This window comes from Pseudomaricurvus alcaniphilus (genome assembly GCF_011440395.1).
Taxonomy (GTDB): domain Bacteria; phylum Pseudomonadota; class Gammaproteobacteria; order Pseudomonadales; family Cellvibrionaceae; genus Pseudomaricurvus; species Pseudomaricurvus alcaniphilus.
Genome location: NZ_JAAOIX010000001.1, coordinates 978,415 through 992,129, shown reverse-complemented (window position 1 = coordinate 992,129; position 13,715 = coordinate 978,415). Strand labels below are relative to the sequence as shown.

General features: G+C 57.7%; 13 protein-coding genes and 2 pseudogenes. 2 read left to right on the top strand and 13 right to left on the bottom strand.

What is annotated here, in order from left to right; genetic code table 11:
* Window positions 1–244: 244 nt before the first annotated feature.
* Window positions 245–1,033: a triose-phosphate isomerase gene (gene tpiA / locus G8764_RS04270; RefSeq protein ID WP_166162164.1), complete on the top strand. Its 789-nt coding sequence runs from the start codon at window positions 245–247 to the stop codon at window positions 1,031–1,033.
* Window positions 1,034–1,112: 79 nt separating this feature from the next.
* Here the strand turns inward: tpiA and G8764_RS04265 are convergent, their stop codons facing one another.
* The 4 genes from G8764_RS04265 to G8764_RS22710 form a co-directional block, all read right to left on the bottom strand.
* Entirely contained in the window at window positions 1,113–2,129 is a 1,017-nt protein-coding gene (locus G8764_RS04265; protein ID WP_207951654.1) for a Fic family protein, read from the bottom strand.
* Between the two features lie 689 nt (window positions 2,130–2,818).
* Window positions 2,819–3,313 (bottom strand): PIN domain-containing protein, encoded by a 495-nt coding sequence (locus tag G8764_RS22885; protein WP_166162162.1) that lies wholly within the window; start codon window positions 3,311–3,313, stop codon window positions 2,819–2,821.
* Window positions 3,306–3,632, bottom strand: a complete 327-nt coding sequence (locus G8764_RS22415; protein WP_166162160.1) for a UPF0175 family protein — start codon at window positions 3,630–3,632, stop codon at window positions 3,306–3,308. The genes G8764_RS22885 and G8764_RS22415 overlap by 8 nt, the downstream gene beginning before the upstream one ends.
* A 351-nt stretch (window positions 3,633–3,983) precedes the next feature.
* The gene (locus G8764_RS22710; protein WP_166162158.1) at window positions 3,984–4,112 is read right to left on the bottom strand and encodes a hypothetical protein; all 129 of its coding nucleotides are present in this window, start codon (window positions 4,110–4,112) and stop codon (window positions 3,984–3,986) included.
* Window positions 4,113–5,223: 1,111 nt separating this feature from the next.
* Here G8764_RS22710 and G8764_RS22300 point away from each other — a divergent pair.
* Entirely contained in the window at window positions 5,224–5,976 is a 753-nt protein-coding gene (locus tag G8764_RS22300; protein ID WP_207951653.1) for an esterase/lipase family protein, read from the top strand.
* A gap of 601 nt (window positions 5,977–6,577) precedes the next feature.
* Here the strand turns inward: G8764_RS22300 and G8764_RS23045 are convergent.
* The 9 genes and pseudogenes from G8764_RS23045 to G8764_RS04200 all read right to left on the bottom strand — a co-directional run.
* Window positions 6,578–6,679, bottom strand: a pseudogene (locus tag G8764_RS23045) (replication endonuclease); the annotation flags it as partial.
* A gap of 7 nt (window positions 6,680–6,686) precedes the next feature.
* Window positions 6,687–6,962, bottom strand: a pseudogene (locus G8764_RS04235) (type II toxin-antitoxin system RelE family toxin); the annotation flags it as partial.
* A 13-nt stretch (window positions 6,963–6,975) separates the two neighbouring features.
* Window positions 6,976–7,224: a type II toxin-antitoxin system Phd/YefM family antitoxin gene (locus tag G8764_RS04230; protein WP_166162156.1), complete on the bottom strand. Its 249-nt coding sequence runs from the start codon at window positions 7,222–7,224 to the stop codon at window positions 6,976–6,978.
* A gap of 173 nt (window positions 7,225–7,397) precedes the next feature.
* Window positions 7,398–9,107 (bottom strand): Na(+)/H(+) antiporter subunit D, encoded by a 1,710-nt coding sequence (locus G8764_RS04225; RefSeq protein ID WP_166162154.1) that lies wholly within the window; start codon window positions 9,105–9,107, stop codon window positions 7,398–7,400.
* Complete coding sequence (locus tag G8764_RS04220; protein WP_166162152.1) at window positions 9,094–9,399, bottom strand: hypothetical protein; 306 nt, start codon at window positions 9,397–9,399, stop codon at window positions 9,094–9,096. The genes G8764_RS04225 and G8764_RS04220 overlap by 14 nt, the downstream gene beginning before the upstream one ends.
* Window positions 9,400–9,401: 2 nt before the next feature.
* On the bottom strand, window positions 9,402–10,868 hold the full coding sequence (locus G8764_RS04215; protein ID WP_166162150.1) for a proton-conducting transporter transmembrane domain-containing protein: 1,467 nt from the start codon (window positions 10,866–10,868) through the stop codon (window positions 9,402–9,404).
* Entirely contained in the window at window positions 10,868–12,358 is a 1,491-nt protein-coding gene (locus G8764_RS04210; RefSeq protein ID WP_166162142.1) for a proton-conducting transporter transmembrane domain-containing protein, read from the bottom strand. Before G8764_RS04210 ends, G8764_RS04215 begins: the two co-directional genes overlap by 1 nt.
* A gap of 12 nt (window positions 12,359–12,370) precedes the next feature.
* Window positions 12,371–12,721 (bottom strand): cation:proton antiporter subunit C, encoded by a 351-nt coding sequence (locus G8764_RS04205; RefSeq protein WP_166162140.1) that lies wholly within the window; start codon window positions 12,719–12,721, stop codon window positions 12,371–12,373.
* 9 nt (window positions 12,722–12,730) lie between these two features.
* The gene (locus G8764_RS04200; protein WP_341806314.1) at window positions 12,731–13,714 is read right to left on the bottom strand and encodes a DUF4040 domain-containing protein; all 984 of its coding nucleotides are present in this window, start codon (window positions 13,712–13,714) and stop codon (window positions 12,731–12,733) included.
* Window position 13,715: the final 1 nt, after the last annotated feature.

The window sequence follows — 13,715 nt, the reverse complement described above, 5'->3', positions numbered from 1 at the left end:
CAATAACCGTTAGTCCTATTTCGTCTCGGTGTCGATAGTGTCTTCAACTTTGGCTGGGGCTACGGGCCTGTTGGGCCATTCACACGCTTATCATTGGCAGCCAACAAGACCGCCGATCTTTGGTGGCTGGAGTGAGGAGGGGCGGCTAAAACCAGCTTGTTGGTAAAAAAATAATCCCTCCGTCATCTTTATGCTAAAGTTGCCCAAACTCATGTCCTAAATTGCTATCGAAAGGAATTCTATAATGAAAGAGCGTGTTCCCTTAGTCATCGCCAACTGGAAACTGCATGGCGGTATCGATTTGCTGGCCGGGTCAATCGCCACACTGGTGCGGAAAAAGTTTGCAGCCAGGATCGCCGTTTGTCCGCCTTATCTCTACGTGCGTGAAATGGTTCATTTTTTAGGCAGCTCACAGATTATGGTGGGCACGCAGAACGTCAGCAAGTATGAGGCCGGCGCCTATACCGGTGAAACGTCCGCCCAGTTGATCGCGGAGGCTGGCGCCAAACTTTGCCTGGTCGGCCACTCCGAGCGTCGCCAGATGTTTAATGAGACCGATGCCGCCTGTGCCATCAAGGTCAGTCGGGTTCTGGCCAGTGGCATGATGCCGATTCTGTGTATCGGCGAGAATGAGCAACAGCGAGAGGCGGGTGTTACCCACGATGTGTTGAGCCGCCAGCTGCAAAATACCCTGAAGGACCATTCTTCCGAGGAAAAAGAGCTCCTCGCTAACAAGCTGGTGATTGCCTATGAACCGGTCTGGGCCATAGGCACCGGACTGGCGGCGACACCCGAGGATGCGCAGGCAGTGCACGAGTTCATTCGCAGCGAACTGGCAGTGCTCTACGGCGAAGAAACCGCCCGCAAAATTAACATTCTCTACGGCGGCAGCGCCAATAAAAGCAATGCCAATGAGCTGCTTGGCAAGCCGGATATCGATGGCCTGCTGGTGGGCGGGGCGAGCCTGGACCCGGAGCACTTTATGCAAATATGCCTGTTAGCCAACAATTACGCGGAATCCTTGCAGGAATAAGCGGAAGAGATGGGGCACGCCTTTTTCACTTTACAGTTGTTGGCTTGCTTGTATGTCGATTCTGTTAATCAACGACTATTCAGGCTTCCGGAAATAGGCCAGGCATCCAGCGGCCTGCTAATGATGCGGGAAAAGCTATGCGAAGCGGGGCGCGTGTTGACTCTGACGTGATGGCACCTGTTTCTTGAAGGGCTGATACGATCCGGCGTGCTTGCCGCTCGCCTGTGCCCACGATTTCCTGAACATCACGTCGCGGAAGTTCGCCGCGATACAGAATGGCCTCCAGAACATTACCTGCTTTTGGTGGCATGCAGCCTGTCCGGATCTCCTCTTCCGACCAGAGCCGAACACGTTTCCGAAGCTTGTCCGGCTGTAACAGAGTTTCCATGAAATCGATCTGGTCAATACAGGTCTGTAAGAAAAACGCCGTGAATTCAGCAAGGGCGCTTTCGCTTCGGCTTCCACGTCCATCCATATCGCCCCGGCGCGGCTGGTCGCAGGCTATCAAATGTTGCTTGTATTTGGATTCCTGCCTGGCTAGGCCGCGAGCGATAGACCAAAGGCCTCCTGTATCCAGTGCTTCTCTTAACATCGCGTAGGACATCAGGCGCGCCACACGGCCATTGCCGTCCAGGAAGGGGTGTATCCAGAGTAGACGGTGGTGGGCTGCTGCCGCCGAAAAAATGGTTTCTGCCTTTTTTAGTCCGCTATACACCTTCTCAAATCGTTCGAGGAAGCGGGGTAGGGCTCCGGCACTGACAGGAATATGGTCGCCGACTTTGACATCCTGTGATCGTAGCGCTCCAGGAGTAAGGCGAGCGCACTCGCCTGTGTTCGGTTCTTCTACCCAAAGTAATTCTTCGGGCAGTAGTTCTCCGAACCGCTTATGTATTTCGCAGACGCCATCGAGGGTGCTTGCGCGGCCGCCGTCCAGCCCGCCTTCATCAATCCATTTTTGAACCATGACATGGGCGCGCGCCTCCAACTGCAAGTCCCGTTTGCGTGGTTCATCGCTGTAGTCGTTCCGGAGGGCACGTTCAATATCGATGGGGTGAGTATTGTGTCCTTCGATAAGGTTCGAGTAGTAGCAGTTCATGGCCCGGACCAGTTCTGCCAAGGCCGAAACAACCCCATCCGGCAGGCTGCGTCTGAAACCGGCTGATTTAGCGGCAAGCTCAACCCCGAACTCCGTTAAGGCTGCGCGGTGTCTGGAGCCTTCTCCGATTAGGAGTGGCTCCATGATTGTGATGGCCTCTCCTCGATCTATTACCGCTGTCATGTCCGCTTCTATATCCGGTTTAAATTAAAATATATTCAATATATAACATAAGGTTAAGTAATTTCAAAACAAAATAGTGCCACATAAATGTCCGGTACTATGTCCAGTACTATGTCCGGTTTGACGTCCGCTTTATTTGAATTTATCTAGTCAGATTTATTTTCATCATATTAAATGGAACACTTAATGGTTGACGTAGTGAGATGCCGCCTGTCGGGAGCTTGTCAGAATCACCACTGATATGCGCAGCCAAGCCGCTCCTCGAGGCCGGTCTGGTTGAGCATCGTTGATGCTGGGTCGAAGACCCGAGGGCAGGAAGCCCGAGTCCAATCCGGCCACTCCGACTATTGCCAAATTGCGTAATTCATTGATTTTTATTAATTTTTATTAGCTCTACTCCATTGTTAACGGCCCGGACTGTGTTTTCATTGAAGTGTATGCAGGCTAGCTTTAATGCCGTTATATTACCCGTTGCCAGGGCGCACGTTATGCTATCACTGGCCGGATTAAGGTTCGCCACAGATCTTCAGGATTTCGCTAGTCAGGGAGGGTGATAGTCGATAACCCGCCTGAGTTAGTTTATCCAATAACGGCTTGACGGCGGCTATTTCACCGGCTTTCTTTGCTTTGACTAAAACTGCTGCTGTTCCAGTGACAGTGATGCCATGCTTGGTTGCAACTTTGCGTCCTCGTCGCTCATCCACCAAAGCGACGGCACCAAGATCTTTTGCCAGGGCCAGTGCCTCAGCCTCCCCCAAATCAAGTATCGCGATCAGGTCTCGGAACGCAGGGGTCAGGTTTACCGATTTTTGGAGCAGTAAGCCGCTTTCAAGAGCCTGGCGAATAGCCCTTGCACCAGGCTTTTTTTCGTCTTGGGTTGCCTCCGTGATGACACCGTCGGGAACGTATACCGAGGCAAACAATTTTGGGAGGACGGGGAGTAGATTGAGAAGGGCTAAGGCAATTAGAGGGCCAGTGTCAGAAACAATGACTCTATTCACCCAGCGAATCCAGGTCTGATGCCAGCTCTTCGGCCGATTGATCGACGACCACAATATCGAGATTGGCGATCAGTTCCATAAACGCTTCGACTGACATCAGTGCAAGTTTGGCCGCCTTGGTTAAGGTTAATACATTTTCCTCATACAGCTTTAGCGCCAGATTGACGTGTATACCTGCTTTCAATAGGTCGTCGTTAAAGGGGAGCGCGAGAGACACGGGGGTGTTGCGGTTGGTGAGCAACACGAATTCCCCGGCAGCCGCGGATTGGCTCAAGACGCCAGGATTTTCTCGCAGAGCTCGAACGCCTATGGTTTTCACGATATCGCCTTCTGTAATAATGTACCATCAAATGGTAGCACAATATGCTTTAATCTGGCTATGCTTAGCTCGTCAGTTGGTATCTACCTTGTCGCCTGGTTCCTCTTCGTGGAAGTCTGTGTGGCTACAGCCCAACCTTCATTACCTTGGTCGACTTCTCATTGAACTGATGATGGTCTGCTGCGCGCTGGGATTATCCTGCAATCCCTTGTCACCGATGCGCAATTGCTGCAGTGTGTAGTGAGTCAGCGGGCCTCGGGTTGATATTTCTAACAATCAGCAGCTTATAGATTTGATTTCTGGCGGCTTTTTGTAAGTGAAATTTAAGTCCATATTAAGTCCAAAGTAATTTCAAGATGGCAGGCATATTCCAATGGCGACCACCTCAAAGTCGTCGTTTTGAGATGCCAGCTGGTAGATTTGTCGGCCGGTTTGGCCAAAGCCCATAATGCCGAGCCGTATCGGTTTCGGTTTACTCATCGTCAGCTTCCTCCGGGTTGCTCTGTGATGGCAGAAGCTTGGCATCCCTCATTAGAGATCGAAGATGAAGCAGCAGGCGCGACAACAGAAATGCTCACCGAGGGCAGGCGTGACTGACGTGGCGCCAATTGTAATCCCGGCTGGCTGATCCAGTAGTGCCCGGGCAGGAGCAGCAGGATATTGCCGCTCGCGTTGCGCCGCCATGCACGCTCTGTGGGGCCCCGTGGAGCGGACACTGGCTCGGTGTTGCTATTGCTCTGCGGGCAATGTTTGCCTGGCTTCTGATATTGAGACCACTTTTGGCCCGCTCAACGGAGGCCCGTTCCGCCTGACAGGGTCGACAGGGTGCACGCGAAATCCCCAGCCCTGGCTTGCGGCGATGGCGCGACACTTTTCCAGGCCGCGACCCAGAAACAGATTTTCGAGTTTGGGGGCGGCGGAGAAGCAGATTTTGGGTTCAAAACCGAACAGTGCGCCGCAGTAAAAGTCTGGACCGTCGACTATAACGACTAATGTGCTTGCACGGTGCATAGGTAACTCCAGTGACTGACAGGGAAAATATTGGCTGGATGGGTGCTTGGCAAGGGCGCTGAATTTAACCGGCGCAGGTTGTTTCAGGAGAGCGTGTTGGCTCAAGTAACTGGAGGTCGCATAGCCTTCCCCGGTAGTAATGAAGTTGTAATTATGGCGGTAACCGCAGGTCAACTGACGTCTGCCAGTGGGGACGGCGACAGCCACGGTTTGGTGTCGCGCCGGGGGTAAATCGTCGCCGCAGGCCATTTTTGAATCTCCGTTGAGCCGCCCTGGTGCACCTCAGCAGAGTCTGGCAAGAGCATGGTTTGTCCTCCGTACCAAGCTTTAATTATACCATTTTAGGGTCCTGAAGTGGTGCTTAAGGTCAGTTTTTATGATTAATAAAGTAAACAAAAACAATGACTTATAATATTTATTGGAGTGTTTTTGAGAGGGCGGGATGGCTGCTGGCAGGTGTTGATTTCCGGCTCCTGCCAGGGGCGGACGTGGCAGCATACGTGCGCAGTTCAGGGTATATGTGATCCGTACGCGATGGCCTGCGTAAAGTGTCTGTTATTCACTTCTTCGAGATCGCAATATGAACGCACACCCGCTTCCCCCCTCACTCAGTCTTGCACTGTCCGAACTTCCGCGGGCGGGCCTGGAGACAGGCTTGTCGGTGTTGCGTTTGCCGCGACTGATCAGGCAGCATCGGGGTGGCGATGGCCATCCGGTGCTGGTTCTACCCGGCTACGGGGCCGCAGACGGAGCTACCCGGCTATTGCAGTACTTTCTCAGGAAAATTGGCTATGCAGTGTATGGATTGGAGCTGGGTCGCAATCTGGAGGCCGCTGAAGACCGCATCAGGAGTATCGATGACGCCACCCGTTTTCGCGAGACCATGACCCGGGCGGTGATCGAGCGGGTCGAGACGCTGCATCGGGATGTTGAGCAACCCCTGAGCCTGATCGGCTGGAGCATGGGAGGCTTGTATGCTCATGATGCATCGGGTCACATTCCGGAAAAAGTGCGGCAGGTCATTACCCTGGGCTCACCGTTTGGCGACCCGCGCGGCACCAGCCTGTTTATGTTGATGCGCCGCCTCAGCGGCAGTGAGGTACCGCTCGAGGAGCAGGATTTCGATGGTTGGCTGCAGAGGGCGCAGCGCAGCGATGCGTCAGTCAGGACCCACGTGGTGTACAGCAAGCGCGATGGGATTGTCGGCGACGGTGTGGCGAAGCTGGCAACTATGGATCATGTCATTCATGTGGAGATCGATTCCAGCCACGTTGCGTTTCCGTCCAATTCGCTGGCGCTGGCAACCATTGCCGAAATCCTGAAATCGGCTTGACGATACGGCTTGGGCATTGCCACCCATGTAGGGGTGGATATGGACGAAGACGACATGCCCGAGGATTGCGCGCACCGCCGGGTCGGTCTCTTGCCGGAGTAGATCGAAGAAGACCGGCATAGATTCACGCATTGCCTGCACACGCAGTGGGACGTGGTAGGAATTCCGGATATAGACCTGATCGTTTCTGTAACTGGCGAGGTCGGCAGGTTTTAACAGACCGGCAGTAACGCTTGGCCGGAACAGCTCCTGATACCAGTCACTATGGTCTTTTTCGACCGCTGCGCCGGGATTTTCGCCGGCGATGATGCGGGCGTGGCCATCGCTAATCCTTTTTCGTTTCGTTAGGGTTTTGTGTTAACCCGGTATTAGGTTATTGAGTTGTGTCGGTGTTAGGTTATTGTGTCAATCAATGGTTAGGGGCTTTAAGTGATTCGTCGACAATGCGATCCATAGTCTTGTCGGCATGCTCACTGCTGGCAAAATGCCGCGCCTCCCGCCAGGCGATAACGCTGGGGTCGCCTAGGGCCTGAAATTGCCGTATGCGCCAGTTAGAAGCCCAGGCACGGATGCGGGTAGCGCTTTCAATGGCGTCCAGGTCTTACAGGTCGGCCCCCACGTTTTCACCGTCAATATTTTTGGCAATGTATTTGGCGATATAGCCCACGGCAGAGCCTTTGGCGAGGTCGATTGTTTCCCCCTTTACAACGTTATGGCTTGTCGGTGCCTTTGCGTGAAAGCGCTAAGTCATAGACTTCATTTCGGTTTCTTTTTCCAACAGCTAAGACGGTAACTGTGACAGTAGAGTCGGAAACGCTATAAACCAGTCGGTAGCCAAGTTGTCGCAGTTTGATCTTATATAAGTTTGAGCCGCCGCTGATTGCGGCGGAAGGTACATGAGGGTTCTCTAATCTTTCCGCCAGCTTTTTTTTGAGTATATTGCGCACTGGTGGCCCAAGCTTCTTCCACTCTTTAAGCGCACTTTTCTTGAAAGCGAGCTCATAACTCGCCCATGCTCACCTTGACGCTGTCATCCTTGATACGGCTTTTGGCGAGCTTGAGTAGCTCCTTGTCCTCGATGAGGTCCATCATGGCTTCGTAAGCTTCCGCGGGAACGCAGTAGAAAGCTGGCTTGTTCCTGTTTAGGACAGCTATAGGCATACCTTTGCCGCTGGCGATGACTTTCATTGGGTTGGCCTTAAGTTCCGAAATGCTGGCGGCAATTTCAGTAAGTATCACATGTGTCATTGTGTTTCCTGAATTGCGGACGATAAGCCCTAACATTAGGTCTCTAAGTAGGTCTTGTAAAGTCCGCAGCACAAGGAGTGTTTAGTAGAAATCGCCGCTAAACAGGACGGAGGGATTAAATATTAACCGATCGCCAGTCTTGCGCGTTATTTACTAAGTAGGACGTGTTGATATCAAAACAGACTCAACACCAAAAACAGCGCCAGGATCACCGCCACCCAGAACACTACCCGCCCGGTGGGCCAGGTCTTGGCCAGGATCCCCTGGGGGCCGGAGTAGGTGTGCAGGTGATCCCCAAACAGTACCAGGCCGCGCTTGAGGCACTGGCGCAGCAGAGCATCCACCGCCCAGAAGCGGCGCATGATGCGCTGCAGCAGGCGCGGCAGCAGGTGGCGGTAGAGCCATTCGGCATCGAGGTTGACCGAGGGCAGTTCCGGGGGGTACATGCCGCGCAGGTTCAGCCACACGAACGCCAGCGCGGAGAAGAACAGCAGCTGCGTCTGTGCCAGCACGTGAGTGGCGTCGTAGGGGGAGTAGCCCAGCTCGAACGGCAGCAGGCTGTAGAGCATCTGCGGGTAGGCGCCGATGGCGACACACAGCACCGCCGCGATCGTCATGGCGATCAGCATGTTGGTGGGCGGCTCAGTGGTGCGGATGCCGGAGTCGTGGGCAAAGAAGGCGAAGTAGGGAATCTTGATGCCGGCGTGGTGGAAGACACCGGCCGAGGCGAACAGCAGCATCAGCCAGATGATGTGGTGGTCGTTCGCCAGCGCCGCCGACATCACCATGGATTTGCTGACAAAGCCGCTGAACAGCGGGAACGCCGAGATGGACGCGGCGCCGACGAGACAGAGGATCGTGGTTTTGGGCATGGACTTGTACAGTCCGCCCAGCTCCGAGCCGTTGATCTTGCCGGTCATGTGCAGTACTGCGCCCATGCTCATAAACAGCAAGCCCTTGAAGATAACATCGTTGAAGGCGTGGGCCACCGCGCCGTTGAGCGCCAGGGCGGTGCCGATGCCGATGCCCACCACCATAAAGCCCACCTGGTTGATCAGGCTGTAGGCCAGTACCCGGCGCAGGTCGTTTTCGATCACCGCATAGAAGATGGGAAAGCAGGTCATCAGCGCGCCGATGTAGATCAGCAGATCGGTGCCGGCGTAGCCCCGCGCCAGTGCGTAGACCGCCACCTTGGTGGTGAAGGCGCTGAGAAAGATGGTGCCGGTGGGAGTGGCTTCCGGGTAGGCGTCGGTGAGCCAGGTGTGCAGCAGCGGGAACGCGCATTTGATACCGAAGGCGATAAAGATCAGCCAGCCGGCGATGGCGGCAGGCCCCTCTTGCTCGAGGCCGATCCACTCAAAGCGCAGGCTGCCGGTCACCTGGGCGTGGAGGATGACGCCCACCAGCAACAGCAGGCCCGACACCACCTGGATGGTGAGGTAGCGCATGCCGGCGCGGTAGGCGCGCTCCGTGCGGCGGGCGAACACCAGGAACACCGAGGTGACCGCCAGCATTTCCCAGAACACGAACAGGCTGAGTAAGTCGCCGCTGAATACCGCGCCCAGGGCGCTGCCGGCGTAGAGCAGGCTGGCGACCTGTTGCAAAAGGTCGCGCACGTGCAGGGCGTAGACGATGGCGATAAACGCTGCGATGTGAAACACGTAGCCAAACAGCACGCTGAGCCGGTCGGTGTAAAACGGCGTCAGTTCAAAACCCAGCAGGGTGGTCTGCCAGTGGTTGCCCTCGGGCAGCTGCCACAGAAACACGCCGCTCAGCAGCGGTATCAGCAGCAACAGGACGTTGCGGGCCTTGCCCGGCAGCAGTGGCAGCAGCAGGGCACCGAGGTAGAAATAGACGAATGAGGGGAGTTCAGTGATCCACATGGGGCTCATCCGTTTTGTCTGTTACCAGGTCCCGCACCTGCGGCTCACGTTCGTAGAAGTGCTCATCCCGCATCAGCAGCTTGCGCATGGCCTTGGCCGCCAGCACCAGCACCACGCAACCGATGAAGCCATAGAGCGGGTAGAAGCCGATCAATCGCTCCCAGGGGTGTTCGACGTGGCGGTGTATCACCAGGTCCAGCAGCAGGAGTGCCGCGCAACAGACGTAAAAGACGCGCAGAATGCGTTTGATGTTGTCGGGCTTGTAGAAGAAACCGGGCGTTTCGCTGTTCATGGTCAACCGTAGATCCTTTGGGCCAGGTCAAACACCGCGTTGGGAAAGGCAAACAGCCCAACGCACATGACGGCGGTGATCACCAGGGCAATCAGCGCGGGCAGTGGCGCCTCCCGCACCGACCGCTCCGGCCCGTGACCGTCGTCGGAGGCACTGCCGAAAAACGCCCGCAGCGGGATGGGCAGTAAATAGGCGATGTTCAGCAGTGAGCTGGTGATTAGCACTGCCACCATCAGCTGCTGGTCGGCCTCCAGGCTGCCCCCGATCAGCAGCCATTTGCTCCAGGTGCCGCCGGCAGGGGGCAGGCCGATGATGCTGAGGCTGGCCACCAGGAACGCCGTCATGGTCACCGGCATCACCCGCCCCAGCCCCTGCATCTGGCTGACCTCGGTCTTGTGGCAGGCGACCATGATGGCGCCGGCGCAGAAGAACAGGGTGATCTTGCCGAAGGCGTGCATGGCGATGTGCAGGGCGCTGCCGGCGATCGCCAGCTCGGTGGCCACCAGCGCCCCCAGGGTGACGTAGGCCAGCTGGGCGACGGTGGAATAGGCCAGCCGCGCCTTGAGGTTGTCTTTGTAGAGGGCCACCAGCGACGCCAGCACAATGGTCAGCCCCGCCAGATAGATCAGCCATTGGGTCACCGGCAGCGTGGGCAGGGTATCGACCCCAAACACGAACACGCAGACCTTGAGCAGGGTAAAGACTCCGGCTTTGACCACGGCCACCGCGTGCAGCAGCGCACTGACCGGCGTCGGCGCCACCATCGCTGCCGGCAGCCAGCGGTGGACGGGCATGATCGCGGCTTTGCCGATGCCAAACACGAACAGCGCCAGCAGCACTGACAACACCCAGGCCGGGGTGTCGTCGGGGAAAATGCCGCCCGCGGTAAAGGTCAGGGTGCCGGCCAGGGTCCAGGTGGCGATGATGGCCAGCAGTAACAGCAGGATCGAGCTGCCGAGCAGCATGCCCAGGTACACGCGGCCGCCCTTACGGGCCTTCTCCGTACCCGCATGGGTGACCAGGGGATAGGTGCTCAGGGTGAGCACTTCGTAAAAGATAAACAGGGTAAACAGGTTGGCGGAGAAAGCGATGGCGAACACCGCGGCCATGGCGAGGGCAAAAAACAGGTAGAAGCGGGTCTGGTTGGCCTCCCCGTGGCCGCGCATATAACCGATGGCGTAGAGGGTGGTCACCGGCCAGAGAAAGCCGGCGACCAGTGCGAACAGCAGGCCGAGGGCTTCCAGCGAGAAACTCAGGCTGAGCCCGGGCAGGATCTCGAACCAGGTGAGCTCGATCCGCTCGCCCGCGGTAAAGCGCTGATAAATTGTGGCCACGCAGGCGAACACCAGCACGCCGGCGACCAGGGAAACGCCGTCACGGAGGTTGGGCCGGTCGCGCAACAGCAGAATACCGACTAGCGCCAGCAGCGGCAGAACTATTGTGGCGTGGAGCAGCAATCCCAGGCTCATCAGAAGCGCACTCCAAAGATCTGTTGCGCCGCGGCCTCGGCGATACCCACCGGCAGGCGCGTGTCGATACCGAAGTAGAGGTTGGCGGCCACCAGGATCCAGATCACCAGCAGCAGGCTGCGCGGCGCCTCCGGCGTATTGCCGACCGAGCGCGGCCTGTCGCTTGACGCGGGGGCAAAATACATGGGCTCAATCATGCGCCAGACATAGACAATCGCCAGCAGCGAGCCCACCACGATCAGCAGGGCCAGCCACCACAAATCCTGCTCCAGCGCCGCCTGCACCAGGTACCACTTGCTGATAAAACCTACGGTCAAGGGCACGCCGATCAGACTGAGCCCGCCGCCGACCAGTGCCGCCGCGGTCCAGGGCATGGTGGTACCCAGCCCCGCCAGATCCTTGAGCAGCACGCTGCCGTGATGGTAAACCACTGCCGCCAGCGCCATAAACAGGGCGGCCTTCATCAGCGCGTGGTTGAACAGGTGCAGCAGGGCCGCGGTGGTGCCGGCCTGGCTGTCGAGCCCGTAGCCGATAATCATGTAGCCGATCTGGGCGACGCTGGAATAGGCCAGCATGCGCTTGATGTTGTGCTGGGAGATCGCCACCAGCGAGGCGACGAACACGCCCGCCAGGCCGAGGCCGATAAACACCTCTTGCAGCGGCAGGATGGATTCGGTCAGCGCTACGCCGAAGACGCCGAAGCTGAAGCGGAACAGCAGGTAGACCGCCACTTTGGTGGCGGACGCGGCCAGAAACGCGGTGGCGATTGAAGGCGCAAAGGCGTAGGCATTGGGCAGCCACACGTGCAGCGGAAACATGGCCAGCTTGAGGCACACGCCCACTACCAGGAAGGTAAAGGCTACCAGCACGGTGGTCGACTCCGACACGCTGGGAATGCGCTGGGCCAGATCCATCATGTTCAGGGTGCCGGTCATGGCGTACAGGAAGCCCACCCCGATCAGGATAAAGGTCGCACCGATGGTGCCCACAACCAGGTACTGAAAGGCCGCCCACAGAGCGCGCCGATCCCGGCCCAGGCTGATGAGAATGTAGGAACCGAGGGAAGAGATCTCCAGAAACACGAACACATTGAAGGCGTCGCCGGCGGCGACAATACCCAGCAAGCCGGCCAGGCACAGCAGGTAGGCGACGTAAAAGTAGGTGCGGGCGCCGGCTGCGAGCTCCTTATTGACGCTGCGATAGGCGCCCAGCAGAACCAGCGTCCCCATGGCGCTGACAATCAATAACAGGTAAGCGCTCAGAAGGTCGATGCGGTACTCGATGCCGATGGGGGCCTGCCAGCCGCCGAGGGCATAGCTGAGAGTGCCGCCGGTTTCAACCTGCCACAGCAGCAGCCCGCTGATCACACCGGCCAGCAGGCTCGCCAGCAGGGCGAAGGCCCAGACAAAGCGGCTGCCGTCCAGCATCAGGCACAAAGGTGCGGCCAGTAACGGCACGATAACCTGGAGAATGGGCAGATGGGTCAGCACGGTTGATGGGCTCTATTGTTGGTCATCGAGAGTTTGAATGTCGTCCTCTTCAACGGTGCCGTAAGCCTCTTTAATGCGAATTACCAGTGCCAGGCCCAACGCGGTGGTGGCGACGCCGACCACAATGGCGGTCAGGATCAGCACATGGGGCAGGGGATTGGAGTAGACTGAAACGCTGTCGGACAGGATCGGCGCACTGCCGTCCTCTACCTTGCCCAGGCTGATGTAAAACACGAACACGGAGGTCTGGAAAATGTTCAGGCCGATGACTTTCTTCACCAGGTTGCCACGGGAGACGATGATGAACAGCCCCACCATCATCAACACCACCACGATCCAGTAATTGTAGAGATCCAGAATCATGGGAAGGCTTTACTCCTGGTGTCGGGTTGGGAGGGCAGGCCGGGACAGGCGCCCGACAAAGGCAAAAAACAGCAGGATCACCACCGCCGCCACGGTGATGCCCACTCCGAGTTCAATCACCAGAATGCCCGTGTGCTGGGCCGCGATCGGCTGCGGCAGGAGGGCGTGATAATCCAGGAAACGCTCGCCGGCCAGCAGGCAGACCACGCCCACCGCGCCGTACAACAGCAGCCCGAAGGCGGCGGCAAACCGCAGCCAGGCGACGCTCATTACCCTGGCGGCGGCGTCGAGGCCAAACAGCATCACGTAGACGATCACCGCCGAGGCAAAGATGACGCCGGCCTGGAAGCCACCGCCCGGGCCGTACTCGCCGTGAAATTGCACGTAGAGCGCGAACAGCATGATTGGCGGGATCAGAATCTTGCCCACCACCCGCAGGATGATCTGGTCTTCCATGGTGGAGTGGGGCGCGTGGGGCCGGGCGCGCTCATCGGGCGGCAGGCCACTGACCAGCAGCGCCAGCACCCCGACACAGGCGGTAAAAATCACGGCGACTTCGCCCAGGGTGTCAAACGCCCGGTAGCTGGCCAGGATCGAGGTGACCACGTTGGGAATGCCGATTTCCGCGGCGGATTGCTGCAGATAGTGCGGCGCCACGTGCTGATGGGCGGGCGCGTCGGGGGAACCGAAGGCGGGCATGTCCTGCTCCCCCAGCACCAGCAGCACGCCAACCACCACGACGATCGCCAGTGCTGCCCAGGGGTGGTTGTGGGACGCCGCCTCGCGCTGTCCGGTCATCCTCAGGGAGACCAGCAGCAACAGGGGTGTGATACCCGCGCCCACGGCGGCTTCGGTAAAGGCGACGTCCACCGCGTCCATGGCGACAAAAAAGCTGGCCGACACGAGACCGTAGAGGCCCGCCAGCATCACAGCGGCGAACAGGTCGCGGGTCCAGGCGATGGCGACGGCGGTCACCATCAGCATGGCCAACAGG

Coding starts and splice junctions, on each gene's coding strand:
- tpiA (WP_166162164.1), top strand. CDS start 245: ATGAAAGAGCGTGTTCCCTTAGTCATCGCCAACTGGAAACTGCATGGC.
- G8764_RS04265 (WP_207951654.1), bottom strand. CDS start 2,129: ATGAACTGCTACTACTCGAACCTTATCGAAGGACACAATACTCACCCC.
- G8764_RS22710 (WP_166162158.1), bottom strand. CDS start 4,112: ATGAGTAAACCGAAACCGATACGGCTCGGCATTATGGGCTTTGGCCAA.
- G8764_RS22300 (WP_207951653.1), top strand. CDS start 5,224: ATGAACGCACACCCGCTTCCCCCCTCACTCAGTCTTGCACTGTCCGAA.
- G8764_RS04230 (WP_166162156.1), bottom strand. CDS start 7,224: ATGACACATGTGATACTTACTGAAATTGCCGCCAGCATTTCGGAACTT.
- G8764_RS04225 (WP_166162154.1), bottom strand. CDS start 9,107: ATGTGGATCACTGAACTCCCCTCATTCGTCTATTTCTACCTCGGTGCC.
- G8764_RS04220 (WP_166162152.1), bottom strand. CDS start 9,399: ATGAACAGCGAAACGCCCGGTTTCTTCTACAAGCCCGACAACATCAAA.
- G8764_RS04215 (WP_166162150.1), bottom strand. CDS start 10,868: ATGAGCCTGGGATTGCTGCTCCACGCCACAATAGTTCTGCCGCTGCTG.
- G8764_RS04205 (WP_166162140.1), bottom strand. CDS start 12,721: ATGATTCTGGATCTCTACAATTACTGGATCGTGGTGGTGTTGATGATG.